The organism is Actinacidiphila rubida, assembly GCF_900110255.1.
GTDB classification, from domain to species: Bacteria; Actinomycetota; Actinomycetes; order Streptomycetales; family Streptomycetaceae; genus Actinacidiphila; species Actinacidiphila rubida.
Window position 1 is genome coordinate 110,041 of record NZ_FODD01000017.1, and the last position, 22,540, is coordinate 132,580.

Consider the following 22,540-nt stretch of genomic DNA (forward strand, 5'->3'; position numbering starts at 1 on the left):
TCAGCCCTTGTGCGCGAGCGCGTCGAACACGAGCTGGAGGCCGGCCAGCGTCTCCTCCAGCGCGGCCTTCGGGTCCGCTGAGCGCACGATGGCCATCGCGCTCTCGCTGAGCCCGCCGTAGAGCATCGACGCCAGCGGCTCGGCGGCCTGCGGGGCCACCGTGCCGAGCTCGATCGCCCTCCGCACACCGCGCAGGGTCAGCGCGCGGCAGTTGACGCCCAGGTCGAGCATGGCCTCCCAGCCGAGCGCGCCCGGCGCGTCGAGCAGGGTGATGCGCTGCACCCCGGGGTCCAGCGACGCCTCGAGGTAGGCACGGCTGCCCTGGTGCACCGCCTCCCACGGGTCGTCCGCGACGGCGAGATACGCGGCGGAGATACGGGCGTTGAGGTGCTCCTGCTCGCGCGCGTACACGGCGCTGAACAACTGCTGCTTGCCGGAGAAGTGGTGGTAAAGGGCGCCCTTGGTGACGCCCGCCCGGTCGCACACCGCGTCCAGCGAGGTGGCCGCGTAGCCGTCGGCGGCGAACAGCGCGCGGGCGGCGGTGAGCAGGTCCTCGACGGTGGCGTCCGAGCGCTCGCGCTGGCGCCGGCCAGCCGCGCCCGCCGCCGCGACCCGGGCCGGGGCCGCCTGGCGTCCGCCGGTCCGCCGTGCCCGGCCGTCCGTCGCTGTGCGCGGTGCTGCCACGGCCCCACCCTCCTGCTGTCGTCCGACCTGCGCCTCCAGCCTAGCCAACGGCCGACCCTTGACACATACATACCTGCGGTATGTATGTTCCGTACCGTCAGTATGTTCCGTCTCCGACAAGGCAAGGACGGCCATGTCGTCACCGTCGTCACCACTGTCACCCTCGTCGTCACCGCCCTCGTCGTCACCGCCCCCGTCGTCTCCGCCGGCGTCCCCCCAGGCGGCCGCCGCCACGCCGTCGGCCTCCTCCGCACCCGGGGCGCCGCCGTCGACGCGGCCGCCCGGCGGGGACGGGAGCGCGGGTGCTCCGGACGCCGCGGGGGGCGTCCGGCCCGGCCTGGTCCTGCTGCTGGCCGCGGGCGCCACCTTCATCGCGTTCCTCGACACCACTGTCGTCAACGTGGCCTTCCCCGACCTGGCCCGGAGCTTCCCCGCAGACCGTGTCCCGGACCTGTCCTGGGTGGTGAGCAGCTACGCGGTACTGTTCGCCGCGCTCCTCACCCCCGTCGGACGCCTGGCCGACACCTTCGGCCGCGTCCGGGTCTTCCTGGTCTCGCTGGCCGTCTTCACCGCGGCCTCAGCCCTGTGTGCGGCCGCCCCGGACCTGGCCTGGCTGATCACCGCACGCGCCGCGCAGGGCGCCGCCGCGGCCGGCATGATCCCCGCCGCTCTCGGCCTGCTGCTGGCCGCCACCCCGCCGGCCGGCCTCGCGGCCGCCATCGGCACCTGGGGCGCGGCCGGTTCGCTCGCCACCGCGGCGGGCCCCGCCCTGGGCGGCGTGCTCGTCGACGCCTTCGGCTGGCGCTCGGTCTTCCTGATCAACGTGCCCGTAGGGCTCCTGCTGGTCGCGGCCGGAGCGCGCGGCCTGCGCGGCATGCCGGAACGCCGCGGCGCGGAGCGGCGGTTGCCGGACCCCTGGGGCACCGCGGCGTTCGCGTCCGGCATCGCCCTGCTCGTCCTCGGCCTCACCAAGGGCAGCGACTGGGGCTGGACGTCGGCCGGCACCCTGGGCACGACGGCCGGCGGCCTGGCGCTCGCGGCGGGCGCGCTGCGCCGGTCGTCCCGGCACCCGGCACCGGCCGTGGAGACCGGACTGCTGCGCAACCGCACCTTCGCGGTGGCGTCCGCGGCGGCGGCCTGCACAGGTGCCGCACTGTTCGCCTGGCTGCTGAGCAGCCCGCTGTTCCTCACCACGGTCTGGCACTACTCGGTGCTGAAGTCCGGGTTCGCGGTCACGCCGGGCGCGCTCACCTCCGCGGTGGCGGCCGTCGCCGTCGGCAAGCGTGCCAAGCCCCGCCACCTGCCCCTGGTGGTGGCCGTGTCCATGGCGTCGTTCGCCGCCGTGAGCGGGTGGACGTACCTGGAACTGGGCGCCGAGCCCCGGTTCCTGGCGCTGTGGCTGCCGATGGGGCTGGTCGGCGGCGCCTCCTTCGGCGCGACGCTGACCGCGCTGTCGACCGCGGCGGCCACCTCACTGCCACCCCACCGGTTCGCCTCCGGCGTCGGGATGACCACCACCGCACGGCAGTTGGGCGGCGCCCTGGGCGTCGCCGCCACCGGTGCCATCATCGCCGCCCGCACCGGTGGCGGGCCGCAGGCGTTCCGCGACGTCTACCTGGCGTGTGCCCTGCTGGCCGCCTGCGCGGCGGTCGTCGGTCTGGCCATGGCCCGCACCTACGGGAAGGAGTCCTGAGATGGCGGAGACCCCTCGAACGGCCGACACGGCAGACGCATCGGACACGGCTGACGCGGGTGCCACGGGCGACACGGCGCGCACGGCGGACGGCGGACGGCCCTCGCGCGCACCGGAGTTCACCGCCGGGTCGGCCGGCGGCTTCACCGCGGAGTACGCGGCCGCGTTCGCCGCCGAGGCGGCCGACCCGCACTGCCTGGCACCCGGCGACGCCGCCGCACTGGTGCGCGGCGCACCCTGGCGGCGCTTCGCGGTCGTCGGCGACAGCCTCGCGGAAGGGCGCGGCGACCCCGTGCCCGGCTACCGGTTCGCCTCCTGGGCGGACCGGGTCGCGGAGGCACTGCGCGAGGTGGTGCCGGATCTGGCCTACGCCAACCTCGGGGTGCGCGGCCTGACCGCCGCCCAGGTGCGGGCGGAGGAGACGGAGGCGGCCGCGCGGTTCGGGCCCGAATCTGGTGTGCGTGGTGTGCGGCGGGAACGACCTGCTGCTGCCCGGATTCTCCCCCGCGGTCCTGGAGACGGAACTCGACCTGCTCTTCTCGGCCCTGTCCGGGCCGGGCACCACGCTGTTCACGTACGGGCTGGCCGACGTCGCCCGTGCCGTGCCCGCCCTGCGCGGCGGGCCGCTGGACGCGGGAGTCGCCGTCCTCAACGAGGTGACGCGCACGGCCGCCGCCCGCCACGGCGCACTGGTCGTGGAGATGCACGGGCATCCGGCGACCGGGCACCGCGACCTGTACAGCGCCGATCTCATCCACTTCTCCGCCCGCGGGCACGCGGTGGCCGCCGCGGTGACACTGCGGACACTGTCCGCGCGGGTGCGCGGCGCGGGGAGACCCGCCTGACGGGACTCCCCGCACCGGCCCCGCGTACCGGTCCCCGCCGGCTGCCCGGCGGTCCGGGATTCCCGCGCGACGGGGGCGGGACTCCCGGGCCGGCGGCCGCAGCCGGTACGGGTTGTCCGACCTGCGGCGGAGTTGTCCACAGGCCGGAAACGGGGGCTTGCCGTCCTGATTCCTATGGCTCAGCATAGGAATCAGGACGACAGGACGGGGAGCACCTCATGGGCGGCAAGGACCTGGCCGACCTGGCCTATTCACCGGGCTTCGGCAACGAGCACAGCAGCGAGGCCGTCGAGGGCGCGCTGCCGGTGGGCCGGAACTCACCGCAGCGAGCCCCCTTCGGGCTGTACGCCGAGCAGCTGAGCGGCACCGCGTTCACCGAGCCTCGCGCCCGCAACCGGCGCAGCTGGCTCTACCGCATCCGCCCCTCCGCGGCGCACCCGCCGTTCCGCCGCGTGGACAACGCGGCGTTGCGCAGCGCCCCGTTCCTGGACGTGGAGCCCGACCCCAACCGCCTGCGCTGGAGCCCGCTCCCGCTGCCGCAGGAACCCACCGACTTCGTCCAGGGCCTGGTGACCGTCGGTGGCAACGGGGACGTGCTGCGCCGCGAGGGCATCGGCATCCACTGGTACGCGGCCAACCGCTCCATGGAGCACCGGGTGTTCTCCTCGTCCGACGGGGAGTTCCTGATCGTGCCGCAGAGCGGCACGCTGCTCATCAGGACCGAACTCGGCGTGCTGCGCGCCGGACCGGGGCACGTGGCGCTGATCCCGCGCGGCCTGCGCTTCCGCGTCGAACTGCCCGACGGCACGGCCGCCGGCTACGTCTGCGAGAACTACGGGCAGCCGTTCCAGCTCCCCGACCTCGGCCCGATCGGCGCCAACGGCCTCGCCAACGCCCGCGACTTCCTCGCCCCCGTCGCCGCGTACGAGGACGCCGACGAGGAGACCGAGGTGGTCAACAAGTTCGGCGGCAACCTGTGGGCGGCGGTCTACGACCACTCCCCGCTGGACGTGGTGGCCTGGCACGGCAGCCACGTCCCCTACCTGTACGACCTGCGCAGGTTCAACGTGCTGGGGTCCATCAGCTACGACCACCCCGACCCGTCGATCTTCACGGTCCTCACCTCGCCGTCGGACACGCCGGGCCTGGCGGGCGCCGACTTCGTGGTCTTCGCCCCCCGCTGGCTGGTCGGCGAGGACACCTTCCGGCCGCCGTACTTCCACCGCAACGTGATGTCGGAGTTCATGGGCCTGATCGAGGGCGCCTACGACGCGAAGGCCGAGGGCTTCGTGCCCGGCGGCGCCTCACTGCACAACATGATGTCCGCGCACGGCCCCGACCGGACCACCTTCGACCGGGCCGGTGCCGCCGACCTCGACCCGCAGAAGGTCGACGACGGGCTGGCGTTCATGTTCGAGACGCGCTGGCCGGTGGTTCCCACCGAGTTCGCGCTGACCGCTGGCCACCGGCAGGAGGGGTACGACAAGGTCTGGGAGGGGCTTCAGCGGCACTTCCGGGCCTGAGGGACACTTCCGGCTGTGAACGCCTTCGCTCCCGACTCGCTGGTCCTGAACCGCAGGCTGCCCTTGTGGTACCAGGTCTCGCAGTCGCTGCGCGCCTCGATACTGGGCCGCCGCCCGGACGCCCCGCTGCGGCTGCCCACCGAGGACGACCTCGCGGAGCACTACGGGGTGAGCGTCCTCACCATGCGCCAGGCCCTCAAGGAACTGGAGGACGAGGGGCTGATATCCCGCCACCGCCGGCGCGGCACCTTCATCGAGCCGGCGGCGCTGCGCGGGGCGCCGGTGAAGCTGCTCGGCTCGGTCGACGCCATCGTGGCGCAGCAGTCGGGCGGGCGCACCACGGTCCTCGGGCACGGCACCGAGCCCCTGCCGCGGGAGATCGCCGAGCACTTCCCCGACCTCACCGAGGCCGTGGCCTACCGGCGGCTGCGCTGCGACGAGCGGGACGAGCCCACCAACTGGGCGGAGAACTTCGTGCGTCCCGAACTCGCCACCCGCATCGACCTCGCCGACCTGGAGCGCTGGCCGATGACGAAGGTGCTGCGGGACGCCCTGGGCGTGCGGATCAGCCGCATCACCGACACCGTGGAGGCCCGGCTCGCCGACCCGGAGACCGCACGCCTCCTCCAGGTGCCGCTGCTCAGCCCGATACTGCACTACACCGGGGTGACGTACGACGAGACCGGCCGGGCCGTGGACGTGGTGCGCATCCACTACCGGGGCGACCGCTTCTCCTTCACCGTCACGATGGAAGCGCCCTGAGGCCCCTCACGCGCCCCGGGAGGCCTCCGTCGTCCCAGAGGGGCGCCCGCACGCCCATCGCGCCCTGGAGGGGCGCCGGGGGCCGTCAGTAGCATGCATGCGGTGAGCGACGACGCGCCCTTGCTGCACGACCTGATGCCCTGGTCCGTGCGCCCGCTGCGGATCGGCCGCGGCTGGCCCATGGCCCCGGAGCCGTCCTGCCTGCGGGAACGCTGGGCCCTGCTGACGGCGGCGCACGACGACACGGCCCGTGGCACGCTGCTGCACGCCACCCGCGCCCGCGGCCTGCGCACGCCCGTCGCCCAGCTGCCCGGCCACCGCACGCCGACCACCGCCCTGGCGCGCGAGGACGGCCCGTGCCCGGATCCGGTCCGGGTGCAGCACGGACCGTTCGACCAGCAGTGGCTGATCCCCGACCACCGGCTGATCGACGTGGCGCGGCCGGAGTTGTGGCGGGTCGCCGACGAGCACCAGGTGTTCGTCCTCGAGCAGCCGCACCTGCCCGACGTGCCCGAACCGGCGCTCGCCTTCTCCGCGTTGCTGCCCGACGGCCGTTCCCCGGCGGGAAAGCCGTCCTGGATACGCCCGCTGTACCGGCGCCCCGGCGGCCGCGACCCCAACCTCGCGCCGGGGCTGACCGACTGGCTGGCCGCACGGCTGGGCACGCCCGTGGCGCCCGCCGACGTCCTCGCCTGGATCGCCGCGACGGCACGGTCCGGCCCGGCCGGCTGCACCGTGCCGCTCCCCGACGGACCGGCCGTGTGGCGGGACGGCGTGGCCCTGGGCGCGCGGTCCCTGTGGCTGCACACCAGGGGCGAGCGGGCGGTCGATCCGGCGGCCGGCCGCGATCGCGGCCGCCTGCGCCTGCCGGGCGGCAGCCGCCCCTACGTCCGCTCACCGCTGCCCGCCGTACCGGCACCCGAGGAGCTGGAGTTCGACGCCGGCGAGGGCGCGCTGCGGATCGGTGACGGGCTGGTGGCGCCGGTCTCGGCCGGAGCCTGGGAGCTGACGTCGGGCGGCGTGCGGGTGCTGGAGCTCTGGTACGAGCGCCGTACCGCGCCAGGTGCCCCCGGCACGCTGGAGGCGCTGCGTCCGGCCGTGTGGACCCGCGCCGTGACCTCGGAACTGCTGGAGCTGATCAGCGAGTTGACGCTACTGGCCACCCTGCGGGAGGAACTGGCCGACTTCGCCGACCGGTTGGCCTCCGTGGGCCGGGCCGGGGCGCGCGGTTCCACGGGGTTGCGGAGCGCGGGCGTCCTGCCGGTGCCGGCGGCCAGGCGCCGGCCGGCCTCGGTGCTGGAGCACCATGAGGAGGGTCCCGAGGGGCAGTTCGCCCTGCTGTGACCTCTGGCGCCGCGTCCCCCGGGCGGGCCGGGTGTGCCGGGAACGGGACGTGAGGTGGGGCTCGAGGTGAGCCGCGGCCCGTGCCGCCGGGGCACCCGTCGTGTTCGGCGGCACCGGTGGGGAGGAGACCGGTGGCCGGGTCCGAGACAGGGCCCGTCGACAGGGCGCGGCGGGGCGCGGTGCGGCGGGGCGCCGCGGGTCAGCAGGTCGCGGCGGTCAGCCGCGACTGCCGAACAGCGAGCGCCGCAGCCTGCGCAGCGGTGCGAACAGGGACACGCGCGCACCACGGTTGGTCCTGGTGTGCGAGGTGTTCCGCGAGGTCAGCTCCCGCATGAGCACGGTCGCCTCCTCGCTGTCGCGCTGCGGGATGGCGGGTCCCGAGAGCACCGCGAGGTGCCGGTCCAGCCGCGCACTTGACGCGCTGGTACCGAAGTTGTTGATGGCAGGCACTCGCGGCCTGCTCGGCATCGCTATCTGTTCCATGACTCTCCCCACCCTGTCGAGGGCACCCCGGCACGGGCAGGGTAACCCTATCGCCCCGTCACGTCACGCGTGCATCCCCAGCCGTCACCCGTGCCGGATTCACCTTTTTTTCAAGGGTGTTGACAAAGGTTCGCCCGATCTTCACGCATCCTGCCCGCCGGGCGGCGGCGGTTCGGCCGCTCGGTCGCGGCTCGCGCGCAGGTCAGGCAGCGGCGCCGAACGCGGGCAGGTAGCCGCCCGACTGGCCGGCCGCGGTCGGGTGGTACGACTCCTCGGCCGGCAGGGTCACGCTGTGCAGCCACGGTGCGCCCGAACACAGTTCGTGCCCTCGGAACTTCGCGCGAACGTCCGCGAACGCGAAGCCGTGGTCGGCCGCCCGCTTGGCGATCACCCCGTCCATGTCGTCCGTCACCGCGTCGATGGCCTTGCGCGAGGCGTCGGTCAAGCCCAGCAGGCAGCCGCCCGGCACCTGGTAGAGGTGCGGATAGCCCAGCACCACCACCCGGGCGTGCGGGCCCTTGGCGTGGATGGCCGCGTACGTCGTGTCGAGCAGGCCGGGCAGGCTGGAGTCGACAAAGCTCCTGGCTTTGGCGACCCGGTTCAGGCATGTCGCTTCGGAGAAGAAGACACATGTCGTCATGACGTCGGCGAATCCGGCGTCGTCGCCGCCGACGCTGATGCTGACCAGGCTCGTGGCGGCGGTCAGCGGGCCGAGCTGCCTGGCCGTGACGTCGCGCGTGACGGCCCCCGCGCAGGCGGTGAACGCGAACGACGCGGGTGCGTGCGCGGCGGCCCAGAGTGCCGGGTACGCCTTGCCGCTGCGCTTGCAGTCCCCGGACGCGGCGTCGTAGCCACCGGCGCCGAGGCCGCTGGAGTAGGAGTCGCCGAGCGCCACGTACCGCGCTCCGGCCGCGTGCGCGGTGCCGGTTCCCGCCAGGGCGAGCACGGACGACAGGACCAGCGCGAACAGGACGGACGGCGCGAACCGCGGACGCGGCGCCGGCGGGACGGTCGGGGCCCATGGCGCCGGCCGTACGGACCGCACGGGCGGGCGTGGTGAACGCCGCGTCGCGGACGGCGGGTTCGGCGAGAAGCGGGGGGCTGGCATGGCGGTCCTCCGGGTGCCCGATGGGTGATGCCGTGTGCCTGTCCGCACGCATATGCACCAAATCCGCCCATACGGTGGATTCGCCCGACGCGCCGGTGACGCGGCCGATGCGGAAAAGGGCTGGGCGAATCGTCACCCCGTGCCGGATCATGGGGCCCATGCCCGCCACACCCCAGAACCCGAGGAGGCAGGTGCCGCCCACCTCCGGCAGCCGGCAGAGCAGGCCGGCCAAGCACGACGCGCCACCCACCGCACCGGCCGGTGAGCCGGTGGATCCCTGGCGCACGCTGCCGATACACCTGCGTCTCGACGACAGCGACTCCCCGGCGGACGTCGTCGACGCCCTGTTCCTGGGCCGGTTCACCACCGGCGAGCAGCCGTTCGCGCGCGGCGCGTCCCTGGACCGGGTCAAGTCCGGTCTGACACTGCTGCCGCCGGACGCCGTGGTGCTGCGCCAGGCACGCGACAAGGACCGCAGCGCCACCCTCGCCGAGGGCGACGGCTGGACCGTCCTGGTCTCGCGCTGGAGCCGCGGCGCGGACGTCACGGTCGCCGCGGTCTCCGACGAGCTCGCCGAGAGCGTGCTGCACTCCGCGGTCGCCGATGCCGAGGACGATCCGGAACCGCAGCCGGAGACCGTCACCATGGGCTTCTGGTACGTCTCGCCGCGCCGTGGCCCGTACCGCACGACCCGTCAGATCTCCGCCGCCACCTGGGAGGAGCTGCGGGGGAACTACACCGCGCCCGTCGCCGACGCGATGGACGGCCTCATGAAGGTGACGCCCGACGACATCGCCGGCCGGCTGCTGCTGCTCCACGGCCCGCCGGGCACCGGCAAGACCTCGGCGCTGCGCACCCTGGCCCGCTCGTGGCGCGACTGGTGCCAGGTCGACTGCGTCCTCGACCCGGAGCGCCTGTTCAACGACGTCGGCTATCTGATGGACATCGCCATAGGAGAGGACGACGCGGCCGGCGGCCGCTGGCGGCTGCTGCTCCTGGAGGACTGCGACGAGCTGATCCGCGGGCAGGCCAAGCACGAGACCGGCCAGGCCCTGTCCCGTCTGCTCAACCTCACGGACGGCCTGCTCGGCCAGGGGCGCAACGTGCTCGTCGGCATCACCACCAACGAGGACCTCGAGCGCCTGCACCCGGCGGTGGTCCGGCCGGGCCGCTGCCTGGCCCGGATCGAGGTCGGGCCACTGACCCGCACCGAGGCCGTCTCCTGGCTCGGCTCGAACGACGGCGTCGGCCGTGACGGCGCCACGCTGGCGGAGCTGTACGCGCTGCGGCGCGGCACGCCGACCGCCGCGCAGGTCCCCGCGCAGCCCTCGGACGGGCTGTACCTGTGACGGTGCCGGTCGCCCCGGCTGCCCCGGGGGCGTCCCGGGTGGCCGGGCGCCCGGCCGGTCAGCCCCCGTCGCCGTAGGCGGCGCGCAGCGCCTCCTCGATCGCCTCCCTGGCACCGTCGCGGTCCAGGCCCAGGCGGTGGGCCCGCTCCACGTAGGCGCCGGCGGCCGCGGCCACCTCGCGCGCGCGGGCGTCCCCGGCGGCGATGTAGGTCCCGTGCCGCCCGCGCGTCTCGATCACCCCGTCCTCCTCCAGCGCCCGGTACGCCTTGGCCACCGTGTTGGCGGCGAGCCCGAGTTGCTCGGCCAGGCCCCGCACGGTGGGCAGCTTGTAGTGCACCGGGAGGCGGCCGGCACGCGCCTCCTCCGCGATCTGCCCGCGCAGTTGCTCGTACGGCGCGGTGGCCGCGTCAGGGTCGATGGTGATCTTCAGGCTCATGTCCGGATCCTGGCACAGCGGCGGGCTACAGCGGCATGACCCGGTCGGGCCCCGCCGGGTCATGGGCGATCGGGTCGTCCGGCTCGTGCAGATGCAGCACGAAGCGCCGACCCGTCCGGTACGCCTCGAGGCCCGCCCGGCAGTACGCGACCATGTCCCGCGGCAGGTCGTCCAGCGGATACCACCCGATACCCGAGCACTTGTGGGGTTCGCGGTTGACCGGCTCGGCCGCACCGGCGGGCAGCTCGGCCTCGAAGAACCAGCCGATCCTGGCGTGTCCGCTGGGCGCCCGGTGCTGCATCACCAGGACCGCGCGCAGGTCCTCGGGAGCCAGGTGCACGCCGATCTCCTCGGCCGCCTCGCGGATCATCCCGGCCCTGACGTCCTCACCCTCCTCCAGGTGCCCCGACGGCGCGTGCAGCAGACCGTCGGCGTAGCCGGTGCCGGCCCGGCGGGCGAGCAGCACCTCGCCGCCGCGCCGCAGGACGAGGTGGACGTCGACGATCTCGGTGTGGCGCGGCGGCGCGGCGGGGCTGACGACGGCCGCGTACCGCTCGTCGTCCACCGCGCGCCCCCACAACGCGGCCGCGTGGCCGAGCTGTTCGATGCGCGTCACGCCGCCGAGCGGAGCGGCCAGAGCGGCGAGGGTGTCGGCCGGGATGCCCACCGGGCTGACCGCGCCCCAGCGCCCTTCGACCAGGACCAAGCGGCCGCCGGGCCTGAGCAGGGCGGCCCAGCGCCGCAGCACCTTCTCCGGTTCCGGCAGTGCCCACAGCAGGTGCCGGACCAGCACCACGTCGTAGGTGCCCGGGGCGACGGGAGGCAGCGCGGCGTCCGCGACGAACACCCGCGTGCCGGTGCCGGCGAGTTTCGCCCGCGCCCGCTCGGCCATCCGTTCCGAGCGGTCGACGGCGGTCACGCGGTGCCCCTGCCCGGCGGCCAGCAGGGCCAGGCTGCCGGTCCCGCAGCCGAGGTCCAGCACGTCGGAGGGCGCGGCGGGCAGCCACGACCGGAGTCGCGCCGCCCACGCGTCACGGACGCCCGGGTCGCGCAGGCCGTGGTCCGGCTCGTCGTCGAAGCGCTCCGCCGCCTCGTCCCAGAAGCGGCGGCTGTCCTCGGCCTTCCGGCCGGCCGGGTCGACGGTGGCCGCTTCGGCGGCTGTGGAGGCGTCCGTGCCGCTGCCCGTGCCGCTGCCCGTGCCGATGGCCTTACCGCTGTCGGTGCTCATGATCGAAGCCTGCCAGCCGCCACTGACAACGGGGCGCGGGCGGGGTGCGGCCGCCGAACGGCCGGTTACGGGTCCGTCACCACGCCGGTCGCAGAGGGCCGTTGGGGGCCAGGCGCACGAGCTCGTCGCGCATGGCCAGCAGGCGCTGTTCGCCGAGGATGTCCTCCCAGCTCTCCAGCGCGTCGACGGCCGCGTCCTCCGCGGCCCACGTGCAGCGGACGCCGCGTTCGGTGAGGACGACGAGCCGGGCACGGGCGTCCGACGGGTGCGGCCGCCGCTCGACGTAGCCCTTGGCGACCAGCTCGTCGACGATCTGGCTGGCCGCCTGGCGGGTGACGCCGAGGTGCTCGGCGACCTCGGTGACCGTCGCGCCGGCCTCCGACAGCCGGGAGAAGACGAAGCCGTGCGTGGGCCGGATGTCGGTGTACCCCCGGGCCGCCACGCCGCTGTGGATGTCGTCGACGAGGACGGTGGCCGCGGTGAGCAGGCTCGCCGTGAGGGACATGGCGTCGGATCGCTTCACAGGGACAGCTTGACACAGTGCGCAAGCTGCTTGAATATATAGGCAAGAAGCTTGAGCAAGTTACTTGCGCATATTTCGTTCACTGGGGGTCTGTCATGCCTTTCACCACCGCGGACGAGGCGGTCGTCCACGAGATGCACGGCGCGCGCTTCACGTCGTACGCCGCTTCCCCGCTCGGCAGCACGGAGTTGTGCGCCTGGCGGACGGACGTGCGGGCCGGCTCGTCGGGGCCGGTCCACCGGATCTCGCGCGAGGAGGTCTTCCTCGTCCTGTCCGGGGCGGTGGAGTTGTCCCTCGACGACGAGACGCGCCTGCTGCACGCCGGGGACGCGGCGATCGCACCGGCGGGCTCCTCCGTGGCGGTGGCCAATCCCACGGAGGAGCCGGCCGCGATGTGGGTCACCACGAGCATCGGCCTGCACGCCACGCTCGCCGACGGTTCGCGGATAGCCCCGCCGTGGGCTAGCTGAACGCCGACAGGCAGGTGGTCGGCGTGGCGTGCGCGGGATCCAGGGCGTTCGCCGCCTCGTGGAAGGCGATGCGGTCGGTCAGCCCGATGGTCACGTGCTCGGACACGTCGACGGGACACAGGTTCTGCAGCAGCACGTTGTGCACGTCGGGCCCGGACAGCGCCTGGCTGGTGTACGGGGTGACGACCTCGTCGTAGACCGTCGAGATCACCGTGTAGTGCACCCCGGGCACCGTGTCCCCGCCCGCGTTCAGCTGCTGCTGGAACGGCGACCCGGCGATCTGGTCGGCCAGGCCCGGCAGCGTGGACCGGAAGAAGTCACTGGCTCCGGGGAAGTACGGGAGCAGTGCGGTCAGTCCGTCCAGCGTCGTCCCGTGGTTGTCCGGGGCCAGGCCGACCAGGGCGTTCACCTTGGCCGCGCCGCCCAGGAACTTCAGGTAGTAGCGGGGCATCATGCCGCCCTGCGAGTGGCCGACGATGTCGACCTTGGCGGCGTGGGTGGCGGCGAGCACCCGATCGGTGAAGTCCGACAACTGCCGGGCGGAATCGGCGATCGGGCCGAGCCCGCCGACGAGGGACTCCCCCGGCAGCATGCCGTAGTCGAAGGAGAAGACGCAGTATCCGCGTGCCTCCAGGTAGGGGGCGAAGACGAGCCAGTTGTCGGTGCCGCTCGCGAAGGTGCCGTGCACGAGCACGACAGGACGGGGGTGTTGGGCCGAGGGGCGGCAGGAGAAGTCGTTCCAGCCGCTGGACGGTGCGGAGTCGGCCGACGCGGCGGCAGTGGGGACGACCGCCATCGCGGTCGCCAGGGAGAAGGCGGCAAGGAGCCGTCTCCAGGGCAGCCTCATGTGATCTCCTCGCAGGTCGGGAAGTCGACGGCACGCGGCCGCACTGGGCCGCGGCCACGGCGCACTCGCGCCCTGTGATCCGGATCACGCGTACTGGGCTCCCGACAAGTTACGCACGAGTAGAAAGCGGCTGACTAGTTACGCGCGAGTAAAAAATCGTGGGCCGCTTGTCAGTTGGATGACAAGCGGCGGCGCCGCACCCGTCCCGTCATCCCGCGCTTCCGGGGCTGGAGTGCCACAGCTTGCGACCGGTGGCCGCGCCGTTGCCCGCGGGCCGCAGGTCGGCCCAGGGGTGCATCTCGTACCCGGTGGACAGGTGGATCCGGCGGTTGTCCGCGGGGTGGAGCGGCCCGCCGTCCCCGTCCTCGCCCCCGGGAGTCTCGGCGAGCCGCTCGGCGACGGCCTCCAGGCCTCCGGTGCGGCGGAGTTCGACGAGCTCGGCGAGGTTCCAGGCGGCGGCGCCCACCACGCTCAGGCTCTGCGGCCCGCGCCGCTGGACCACGCCCCGTACCAGCAGCAGGAAGGAGTGGAAGACGGTGTGGGCGCACGCCTCGTGGCTGTCCTCGAAGAAGGCGCAGTCCACCAGGCCGGTGCCGTCGTCGAGAGTGGTGAAGATGACGCGCCGGCCGGAGCGGATCGGCGGGGTCTGGGTGGCGCCCTTGGCCCCGGCGACCAGCACCGTCTGCCCATGCCGTATCCCCCGCAGCGACTTCGCGGGAACGACCCCCAGCTCGGCCAGGAAGGAGTGGTGATCGTGCATCAGATGGCGGGAGGCGTCCATGCCGAGGACGCCCAGCTCGGCGCCCAGGCGTTCGCCGTCGTCCATGTCGGGCAGCCCGGCGGGCGCGGCCGGCCCCTCGCTTCCGCCGATCGGAAGCTGGCCGGCGCCGGCGCCCTTGGTCCGCCCCTGCCGGTGCAGCTCGGCGATCTGCAGCAGCAGGTCGCGCCGGTTGTCGCCGAAGCAGTCCAACGCGCCGACCTGGGCAAGCCGTTCGGCGACCGGACGGCCCGGGCGGGCCCGCTGCCACAGGTCCGGCAGCGAGGAGTAGGGCCGGCCCGCCACCAGCCGCTCCGTCTCGGCCTCGCTGATGCCGTGCACGTCCGCGAGGCCCAGCCGCAACCCCCATTTACCCGAAGCCAGTTCGATCCGGTAGTCCTTCTCGGACCGGTTCACGTCCAGCGGCAGCACCGGCACCCCGCGCCGCCGCGCGTCGGCGAGCAGCAGCCGCTTGGGGTACATGCCGGGGTCGTGGGTGAGCACCCCGGCGTAAAAGGCGGCCGGGCGGTGGGCCTTGAGCCAGGCCGACTGGTAGGTGGGCACCGCGAAGGCGACGGCGTGCGCCTTGCAGAAGCCGTAGCTGCCGAAGGCGCTCAGGATCTCCGACGTGCGGCGGATCTCCTCGGCGGAGTATCCGCGGGCCCGCGCGGCGACACCGAACCGGGCCATCACCTGGCCCTGCCGCTCGGGGTCCGACAACGCGCGGCGCTGCTCGTCCGCCGCGGCCAGATCGCATCCGGTCATCTCGTGGAAGATCCTGATCACCTGTTCGTGGAAGACCACCACCCCGTAGGTCTCGCGCAGTGCCTTCTCCAGGTTCTTGTGCGGGTACCGCACCGGGGCGCGGCCGTGCCGGGCCTCGATGAACGGCCGCACCATGTCGGCGGCGACCGGCCCCGGCCGGAAGAGCGAGATGTCGACCACCAGGTCGTGGAAGGTGGCGGGCTGCAACCGGCCCACGAGGTCGCGCTGCCCGGGGGACTCGATCTGGAAGCAGCCGAGCGTCTCGGCCGACTGGATCAGTTCGTACGTGGCGGAGTCGCCCTGCGGCACCTGCTCCGGGTCGTCCAGGTCGATGTGCTCGCCGGTGGCGCGCTCGACCTCCTTGACCGCGTAGGCCATCGCGGACTGCATCCGCACGCCCAGGACGTCGAGTTTGAGCAGCTTGAGGTCCTCCACGTCCTCCTTGTCGAACTGCGACATGGGGAAGCCCTCGCCGCTGGTGGGCATCACCGGGGTGCGGTCCAGCAGCGTCGCGTCGGACAGCAGGACCCCGCACGGGTGCATGGCGATGCCCCGCGGCAGGCCGTCCAGCGCCTCGACCAGTTCCCACAGCCGCCCGTGGTCCTCGCCCGACACGGCCCGCAGCTCGGGCAGTTCGGCCAGCGCGGCACGCGCGTCCTTGGCGCGGATGTGCGGGAACGACTTGGCGAGCCGGTCGACGACCGCCGGCTCCATGCCGAGCGCGGCACCCACGTCCCGTACCGCGTGGCGCACCCGGTAGGTCTCCGGCATCGCCACGGTGGCGACCCGCTCCGCCCCGAACCGGTTGAAGATCGCCTGGTAGACGTCGATCCGGCGGGCGGACTCCACGTCGATGTCGATGTCGGGCAGTTCCTTGCGGCGGACGGACAGGAAGCGCTCCATGAGCAGGCCGTGCTCGACGGGGTCCGCGGACGCGATCCCCAGCAGGTGGTTGACCAGCGAACCGGCGCCGGAGCCACGCGCGGCGACCCGGACGCGCATGGTGTTCTTCACGTCGTCGACGACCTGGCCGACGGTGAGGAAGTACGGCGCGAAGCGCAGTTGCCGGATGACGTCGAGCTCCCCCTCCAGCCGTCTCCAGTAGTACGGCCTCCGGTCGTAGCCCTTGCGGATCATGCCGGCCGTGCAGCGCGAGTGCAGGATGCGGTCGGCGGTACGGGCGCTGTCGTCCAGGAGTGCGGACTCGGGGAAGTGCGGGCGCCCGATGCCCAGGTCCTCCCGGGGGTCCACCCTGCAGTCCGCGGCGGTCTCCTCGGTCGCGCGCAGCAACTGCAGCGCGCCGGCCCGTCCCTGGCCCGCGGCTTCGGCGATCCGGTCGGCGAGCCTGGCCATGTCGGCGGAGCCCTTGAGCCAGCGCTCGCCGCTGTCCAGCCGGTCGGGCCTGCGGGTGTCGATGGGCACCAGCCGCCGGGCGGCGTCGAGGATGTCGGCGACCTCGCTCTGATCGGGGTCGGGGTAGCGCACCGCGTTGCTGAGCACCGCGGTCACACCCTGCTCCGCGGCGAAGCCGAGGGTCCTGGCGGCCAGCCGCAGCGACCCGGATCCGGTCCCCTGCCGGTTGTGGCAGACGACCTCCAGCCGCAGCGCTCCGCCGTAGATCTCCCGCCAGGGCCCGATCAGCCGGGCCGCCCGGTCCGGCCGCCCCGCGGCCAGGGCGCGGCCGACCTCGGAGTCCGGCCCGAGCAGCACGTACAGACCGCGGTCGGTCAGGTCGTCCCAGTCCAGCCGGGGAATCGGCCCGCCCGCCGGCCGCGCGGGGCCGTAGCCCGGCGTCGCACGGTGCGCCGCCGACACCATCCGGCACAGGGCGGCCCACCCCTGCCCGTTCCTGGCGAGGAAGACGGCACGCGGCGCACTCTCGTCCACGAAGGCGCCGCCGCGCGCCGGCGTCCGCCGCCGGGCAGTCGCCTGCTGAGGGCTGTCCTCGTAGCCGGGGACGGCGAGTCCGGCCCCGAAGAGCGGCCGCACACCCGCCGTCTCGCACGCCTTGGCGAAGCGCACCACACCGGCGACCGTGTCCCGGTCGGTGAGCGCCAGCGCGTCCAGCCCGCGCTCCGCCGCCCGCTCCGCCAGGTGCGCCGCATGCCCGGCCCCGTATCGCAGGGAGAACCCGGACACGACGTTCAGATGGGTGAAGCCGCCACCGCCCATCCGTGCCTCCAGCCGCGCTCACCCGGTACAACCATGCCCCTCCCTCACCCCCACCATAAACCAGATTTCGAACACCCGTGCGATCCCACGCCGCCTCCCACCTGCACGAACCTCACGCTCCCCCAGCACGCAGGCAACAGGCGCCCCCTCTTCCTCCCGACGCACAAGCCCCACCCTCAGCACCCCGAAGCCCCACACCTCCCGACGGGCAACCCGCGCTTCCAGGGCGCGCGGAACCGCACGCCCCCCGACGGACAACCCGCGCCCCCAGCAGCCCGCGGACCAGCAGCCCGCCGGACCCGCGCGCCACGCGGGCGGGCACCCCGGACCGCCCGACGGACAACCCGCACCTTCGGGGACACGGGATTCCCCGCGCCCGACCCACACGGCACCCGCACCCCGCCACCGCCCCACGGCGGCACCCCGAACCACCGCACCCGCAAGCCACCCCTCAGGTGACCGCCTCGGCGCTCCCGTCCCCCGCGGCGGAAGCCGCACCCGAACCCCCACTCGCATGGCCGTCCCCGTCCGAACCCCCACCCGCGTGGCCGCGGTCACGGCCGTCCCCCGCACCGCCCCCGCCACCGCCACCGCCAAGGCAGGCGTCCGCGCCGGCAGACGCGTCCGCGCCGCGGCGCCGAAGCAACAACCACGCCGCGAGCGGCCCGGCCACGCCGACACCCACCAACTGCAGCCGGTAGTCGGCGACCGCCACCAGCCCGGCGCCCAGCCCCGCGGCCGCCGCGTTCGGCGCGAAGACGACCGTGCCCGCCGCGGCCGACACCCGGCCGACCATCTCCTGCGGCGTCCGCTGCTGCACCGCGGTGAAGACCGCCACGATCACCCAGGGCAGCCCGACGCCGATCGCCAGGGTCCCGGCCAGGACCACGGGCAGCTCCGCGACCGCCCGCGCCGCCGCACCGGAGGTGAACAGCACCAGCCCGATCGCGGCGAACGCCCGCTCCCCCAGCCGCCGCATGCACGCACCGGCGACGACTCCGGCCACGATCGAACCGCAGCCCTGCACCGCGTACAGCACCCCGACGAAGGCGGGCGGCCGATGGAGCCCGACGTCGTTCATCTGATAGATCGCCGCGCTGCTGATCCCCGACAACAGCATCGCCGTGGCACCCGCGGCGACCAGCCGCCCGAGCAGTGGATCGCACCTCAGATACCTGATCCCTTGGGCGCTCTGCTCCCGCCAGCCGGACTCCGGTAGGGCTGGCGGCCGTTCGCGGACCCGGAGCGAGGCGAAGGCCAGGGCCGCCAGGACGAACGTGACCGCGTCCAGGACGGCGACCGCTCCGCCGCCGAACCGGACGAACAGGCCTGCGCCGGCGAGCGGGGCGACCAGCTTCATCGCCTCGTTGACCGTCATCCGCAAGCCGTTGAAGTCACCGCGCAGGGCCGGCGGCACCGCCGCGACCACGAGTCCCGCCTCGGCCGCGTCGGACAGCACCGTCGCCGTGCCGATCACGGCGAGGACCGCGAACAGCAGCCAGACGTCCCGCCCCGCGCGCACCGCGAGCAGCACCGGGAGCAGGGCGGCGAGCACCACGTTCACCCAGATCAGCAGTGGTCTGCGCCGGACCCGGTCGGCGAGGGCGCCGAGGACGGGGCCGGCCAGCACCGGCACCCAGAGGCAGATCGTCACGACCGCGGCCAGGCTGCTGGACCCGGTCAGGGTCTTCACCCACACGCCCGCGACCAGCATCATCGCCGAGTCCCCGAACCCGGAGACCAGCACTCCGCCCAAGTACGTCGCCGCCACCCGGTCCGCCAGGACCCTCCGCACCGTCACAACTCCCAATGTATTGCTGGGGAGTTGTGACGGGCAATCCCCCGCACGCCTGCGCCTCCCCCATCCGCCCGCCCCACCGGCGGGAGGCGCGGTGTAATGGGGACATGACGGCGACCGATCCCCTGCTGCGCGCGCTGGCCCACCCGGTGCGGCTGCGCATGGTGTCCCTGGTGTGGACCGCGCCGCTGTCGGCCGCCGAACTCGCCCGGGAACTGGGGATCTCGCACGCACTGGCCAGCCAGCACCTGCGCCGCCTGGACGAGGCCGGCGTCGTCGAACTCGCGGAGGTGCGGGCCAACCGGGGCGGCCGCGAGCGCCGCTACCGCGCGGTGCACGGCACTCCGCTGTCCGACCAGCGCGGGGAGGCGGCCGCGCCGCTGCTCGCCGAGGCGCTGGCGCACACCCTGAGGGAACGGGCCGGACGCCGCGCCCACGATGCCGAAGGGGTCACCGCGGACGCGGAGTTGTGGGTGTCCCCCGACGCGTGGGAGGACTTCCGCGGCCGGCTTGCCGTGCTGCTCGACGATCTGCACGGGGCCGCCCGGCCTCCGCATACCCCCGGCACGACGGCGATCGGCGTGACGGCGATGGTCTTCCCGCTGCGCGAGGACGGCCCGCAGGCCGCCGATCCGCCGAACGGGTGATCTTGCCGCGCACGGCCGCCGGGGTGGAACAACCGTGCGAAGCCCCTCGTTGGCGTGTGTGAGCGAGGACACACGAGGATGAGAGCAGGAACGACCGCAGGCGACCGACCGCACACTCCACCGGCCGCAGCGAACCGACCACCGCAGGACCCACCCCACCGGAGCCGTCATGAGCCAGCCGCCCGCCACCAGCCCCCTGTTCGACCTTCTGCGCGAGAACGACACCGGCGTACTCGTCACGCTGAAGAAGGACGGCAGGCCGCAGCTGTCCAACGTGTCGTTCACCTATGACGAACCGAGCCGCACGATCCGCATATCGGCGACTGCGGACCGCGCCAAGACCCGCAACCTCCGGCGGGACCCGCGCGCGACCTTCTACGTCACCACCCCGGACATGGGGGCGTACCTGGTCACCGAGGCCGAGGCCGAACTGACTCCGACGGCCGCCGATCCCCACGACGCCACCGTGGAGGAACTGATCGAGGTCTACCGGGCGATCGGGGGAGAGCACCCGGACTGGGACGAGTACCGCGCCGCGATGGTCGCCGACCGCAGGCTGGTGATCCGGCTTCCGATCGACCACGCCTACGGATGGGGCCGCAGCCAGGGCGGCACCAGCGGCGCGGTGGAGCGCTGAGCCGGGACGAGGTGCGGGCGGCGGCACAGGGCGAGGGCGAAGCAGGTCCGGGCCAGAGCTCTCCCCCGTACGGGCCGCCGCGGGGACGCGTTGTGGTCAGCTTCCGTGGCCGCGGTCGGCCGAGCGGGTGAGACGAGCGGCCACCACCCGCACGTGGTCGGCGAGTTCGGGGGGCTCCTTGACCTCGAAGTCCACGCCGAGCATGCCGAGGAACATGGCCAGCGCGTCCAGCGACTCGAACCCGGTGACGAGTTCGCAGCTGTCCTCGCCGAGTTCGGTGATCGTCCCGAAGCCGGACCAGGCGAGCCGGCGGACGGCGTCCGCGGGGGCGTGCAGCACCACGCGGGCCTCGTACCGGTAGGCCCGGGAGGTGACGCCCTTGGCGACGTAGGAGGCGGCGTCGTCCGGGAGTTGGCGCGGGGTGAAGCGCGGGCCCGTGGGGGTCTTGGGCTCCATGCGGTCCACGCGGAAGGTCCGCCAGTCGGCGCGGGCGACGTCGTAGGCGAGCAGGTACCAACGGCGGTTGTGGTGCACCAGGCGATACGGCTCGACCTCGCGGCGGCTGACGGCACGGGAGTGGTCGAGGTAGTCGAAGCGCAGCCGCTCGTGGTCGCGGCAGGCGGCACCGATGGCGGTGAGCGTCTCCTGGCCGACGGCGGGGCCGGGTGTGCGCTGTTCCACGGTGACCGCCTGCATGGCCTGGACGCGGTGCCGCAGCCGGGACGGCAGGACCTGTTCGAGCTTGGCCAGCGCCCGGACCGAGGTCTCCTGGATGCCCTCGACGATGCCGCCGGCACCCGTCCTCAGGCACAGCGCGACGGCCACCGCCTCCTCGTCGTCGAGGAGCAGTGGCGGCAGGGCGGCGCCCGCACCCAGGCGGTAGCCACCCGCAGTACCGGGTGCGGCATGCACGGGATAGCCGAGCGCGCGCAGCCGTTCGACGTCCCGGCGGATGGTGCGCGGGGTGACGTCGAGCCGCTCGGCCAGTTCGGGACCGGACCAGTCGCGGCGCGACTGGAGGAGGGAGAGCAGACGCAGGAGCCGCGCCGACGTTTCCAGCATGCGGTCAGTCTGGCAGCCGTCGCGGACGGGAACGGGCCGCAAGCAGCCCCACGGACTCCGGCCGTGGGCGCGGACGGCCGGGCGGCGCACCGCCGGTGCCCCCACCGCACCCTGTGACGGTGGGGGCACCGGGCCCGCGGGTGGGTGGTGCCGTCAGTACACGCTGACGCCGTAGGCGCTGAGCGCCTCGGTCACCGGTTGGAAGAAGGTCGTCCCGCCGGAGGTGCAGTTGCCGCTGCCGCCGGAGGTCAGGCCGATGGCCTTGGTGCCGTCGTACAGCGAGCCGCCGCTGTCGCCGGGCTCGGCGCAGACGTTGGTCTGGATGAGGCCCGAGACGACCTCGCCGTTGCCGTAGTTGACGGTGGCGTTGAGGCCGGTGACGGTGCCACCGTGGACGCCGGTGGTGGAGCCGCGGCGCGTGACGGACTCGCCGACGAACGCGTTGGCGGCGCTCGTGATGTCCTGGCTGCCGACGGTCCCGCTGTGGGCGACGGAGGTGTCGTACCGGACGATGCCGTAGTCGTTGCCCGGGAAGCTGGTGCCGACCGTCGGGCCGATGTAGCTGCCGCCGCTGGTGTAGTAGTCCGGGTAGCCCTGCGTGCAGTGGCCGGCCGTCAGGAAGTAGTAGGTGCTGCCGCTGCGGACGTTGAAGCCCACGGAGCAGCGCCAGCTGCTGGTGAGGACGGGGTCGCCGCCGGAGAGCAGCTTGCTGAAGGTCCCGGGGACGCGGGTGATGTGCACCGCGGTGCCGAAGCTCGCGGTGGACTTCTTCAGCTGGTCGAGCTGCGAGGCGGTGACCTGGCTGTCGACACTCACCTGGAGGGTGTCGGAGCGCGGGTCGAGCGCCCAGGCGGAGCCCGTGATGTCCGCGGCCCTGGCGGCGTCGCCGGCCTTGAGGAGCTGCGCGGTGCTGTGCGCGACCAGGCGCGGGGTCGCCCCGGCGGCACGGACGGCGTCGGCCGCCGACCGGGTGGTGACGTTGACGACGGTGGTGCGGCCGGCGGTGTCGTAGTAGCTGCCCGCCGTGCTGGCGGTGCCCAGGTGGGCGGCGACGGATGCGGCGGCGTCGGGGGTCGCCGCGGCGGAGGGGGCGGCGGTTGCGGAAGGCAGGGCGAACGCGGTCGCGGCGAGCAGGCCGGAGGTCACCGCGATCAGGGGTATGCGACGTGACTTCACTCGTTCCTCCTGTGGGGGTGGAGGGTTGACGGTCGGTGTACGCGTCGGGGTGGTGCGCCCGGAACAGGGCAGCACTTGTCGATGTACCGTCAGAACCACACCGATTAACGAACGCACCATGAGCCTGACAAGTACTCCTGGGAGTATTCAGATCTCACAGGCAACACACAAGAGGGCTTTTCCGGCCGGTCCCCGGCGCACGGCTGCGCCCCCGCGGCTCTCAGGCCGCGA

19 protein-coding genes and 1 pseudogene are annotated in these 22,540 nt (G+C 73.8%); 9 read left to right on the plus strand and 11 right to left on the minus strand.

The genetic code is table 11. From position 1 onward, the window contains the following. Positions 1-684, minus strand: coding sequence for a TetR/AcrR family transcriptional regulator (locus BMW99_RS18275; protein WP_245791523.1), 684 nt, complete (start codon positions 682-684; stop codon positions 1-3). A gap of 133 nt (positions 685-817) precedes the next feature. Here BMW99_RS18275 and BMW99_RS18280 point away from each other — a divergent pair, with 133 nt between their 5' ends. The 5 genes and pseudogenes from BMW99_RS18280 (at position 818) to BMW99_RS18300 (ending at position 6,851) form a co-directional block, all read left to right on the plus strand. Continuing rightward, a complete protein-coding gene (locus tag BMW99_RS18280; protein WP_079138133.1) occupies positions 818-2,377 on the plus strand; it encodes an MFS transporter in 1,560 nt (519 codons plus the stop codon). Between the two features lie 440 nt (positions 2,378-2,817). Beyond that, positions 2,818-3,222 (plus strand): annotated as a pseudogene (locus BMW99_RS39295) (GDSL-type esterase/lipase family protein); the annotation flags it as partial. 218 nt (positions 3,223-3,440) lie between these two features. Beyond that, positions 3,441-4,745, plus strand: a complete 1,305-nt coding sequence (gene hmgA / locus BMW99_RS18290; RefSeq protein ID WP_069461660.1) for a homogentisate 1,2-dioxygenase — start codon at positions 3,441-3,443, stop codon at positions 4,743-4,745. Positions 4,746-4,760: 15 nt separating this feature from the next. Next, entirely contained in the window at positions 4,761-5,507 is a 747-nt protein-coding gene (locus BMW99_RS18295; RefSeq protein WP_069461661.1) for a GntR family transcriptional regulator, read from the plus strand. 93 nt (positions 5,508-5,600) lie between these two features. Then, positions 5,601-6,851: a type ISP restriction/modification enzyme gene (locus BMW99_RS18300; RefSeq protein ID WP_069461662.1), complete on the plus strand. Its 1,251-nt coding sequence runs from the start codon at positions 5,601-5,603 to the stop codon at positions 6,849-6,851. Positions 6,852-7,067: 216 nt separating this feature from the next. Here BMW99_RS18300 and BMW99_RS18305 read toward each other — a convergent pair whose 3' ends face one another. After that, positions 7,068-7,334 (minus strand): hypothetical protein, encoded by a 267-nt coding sequence (locus BMW99_RS18305; RefSeq protein WP_176735357.1) that lies wholly within the window; start codon positions 7,332-7,334, stop codon positions 7,068-7,070. A gap of 202 nt (positions 7,335-7,536) precedes the next feature. Continuing rightward, complete coding sequence (locus BMW99_RS18310) at positions 7,537-8,304, minus strand: SGNH/GDSL hydrolase family protein (protein ID WP_069461670.1); 768 nt, start codon at positions 8,302-8,304, stop codon at positions 7,537-7,539. Positions 8,305-8,600: 296 nt separating this feature from the next. Between BMW99_RS18310 and BMW99_RS18315 the strand changes: the two genes are divergently transcribed. Beyond that, entirely contained in the window at positions 8,601-9,791 is a 1,191-nt protein-coding gene (locus BMW99_RS18315) for a DUF5925 domain-containing protein (protein ID WP_079138137.1), read from the plus strand. Positions 9,792-9,849: 58 nt separating this feature from the next. Here BMW99_RS18315 and BMW99_RS18320 read toward each other — a convergent pair whose 3' ends face one another. The 3 genes from BMW99_RS18320 to BMW99_RS18330 all read right to left on the minus strand — a co-directional run bounded on the left by BMW99_RS18320 (position 9,850) and on the right by BMW99_RS18330 (position 11,978). Next, positions 9,850-10,227 (minus strand): GntR family transcriptional regulator, encoded by a 378-nt coding sequence (locus tag BMW99_RS18320; protein ID WP_069461664.1) that lies wholly within the window; start codon positions 10,225-10,227, stop codon positions 9,850-9,852. A gap of 25 nt (positions 10,228-10,252) precedes the next feature. Continuing rightward, on the minus strand, positions 10,253-11,455 hold the full coding sequence (locus BMW99_RS18325) for a methyltransferase domain-containing protein (protein ID WP_079138138.1): 1,203 nt from the start codon (positions 11,453-11,455) through the stop codon (positions 10,253-10,255). A gap of 76 nt (positions 11,456-11,531) precedes the next feature. After that, a complete protein-coding gene (locus tag BMW99_RS18330) occupies positions 11,532-11,978 on the minus strand; it encodes a MarR family winged helix-turn-helix transcriptional regulator (RefSeq protein WP_069461665.1) in 447 nt (148 codons plus the stop codon). A 95-nt stretch (positions 11,979-12,073) separates the two neighbouring features. Here BMW99_RS18330 and BMW99_RS18335 point away from each other — a divergent pair, with 95 nt between their 5' ends. Then, the gene (locus BMW99_RS18335) at positions 12,074-12,448 is read left to right on the plus strand and encodes a cupin domain-containing protein (protein WP_069461666.1); all 375 of its coding nucleotides are present in this window, start codon (positions 12,074-12,076) and stop codon (positions 12,446-12,448) included. On the opposite strand, the gene BMW99_RS18340 is transcribed toward BMW99_RS18335, so the two are convergent. The 3 genes from BMW99_RS18340 to BMW99_RS42680 form a co-directional block, all read right to left on the minus strand. Beyond that, the gene (locus BMW99_RS18340; protein WP_069461667.1) at positions 12,441-13,295 is read right to left on the minus strand and encodes an esterase/lipase family protein; all 855 of its coding nucleotides are present in this window, start codon (positions 13,293-13,295) and stop codon (positions 12,441-12,443) included. The genes BMW99_RS18335 and BMW99_RS18340 overlap by 8 nt on opposite strands. Positions 13,296-13,503: 208 nt before the next feature. Beyond that, the gene (locus tag BMW99_RS18345; protein ID WP_075017160.1) at positions 13,504-16,989 is read right to left on the minus strand and encodes a DNA polymerase III subunit alpha; all 3,486 of its coding nucleotides are present in this window, start codon (positions 16,987-16,989) and stop codon (positions 13,504-13,506) included. Between the two features lie 451 nt (positions 16,990-17,440). After that, complete coding sequence (locus BMW99_RS42680; protein ID WP_075017161.1) at positions 17,441-18,790, minus strand: MFS transporter; 1,350 nt, start codon at positions 18,788-18,790, stop codon at positions 17,441-17,443. Positions 18,791-18,894: 104 nt separating this feature from the next. On the opposite strand from BMW99_RS42680, the gene BMW99_RS18355 reads away from it, so the two are divergent. Together BMW99_RS18355 and BMW99_RS18360 are read left to right on the plus strand one after the other, a co-directional pair. Further along, positions 18,895-19,434 (plus strand): ArsR/SmtB family transcription factor, encoded by a 540-nt coding sequence (locus tag BMW99_RS18355; protein WP_069467180.1) that lies wholly within the window; start codon positions 18,895-18,897, stop codon positions 19,432-19,434. 169 nt (positions 19,435-19,603) lie between these two features. Then, positions 19,604-20,071 (plus strand): PPOX class F420-dependent oxidoreductase, encoded by a 468-nt coding sequence (locus BMW99_RS18360; protein ID WP_069467179.1) that lies wholly within the window; start codon positions 19,604-19,606, stop codon positions 20,069-20,071. Between the two features lie 96 nt (positions 20,072-20,167). Here BMW99_RS18360 and BMW99_RS18365 read toward each other — a convergent pair whose 3' ends face one another. Next, complete coding sequence (locus tag BMW99_RS18365) at positions 20,168-21,133, minus strand: helix-turn-helix transcriptional regulator (protein WP_069467178.1); 966 nt, start codon at positions 21,131-21,133, stop codon at positions 20,168-20,170. Positions 21,134-21,286: 153 nt separating this feature from the next. Beyond that, on the minus strand, positions 21,287-22,309 hold the full coding sequence (locus BMW99_RS18370; RefSeq protein ID WP_069467177.1) for a S1 family peptidase: 1,023 nt from the start codon (positions 22,307-22,309) through the stop codon (positions 21,287-21,289). Between the last annotated feature and the right edge of the window lie 231 nt (positions 22,310-22,540).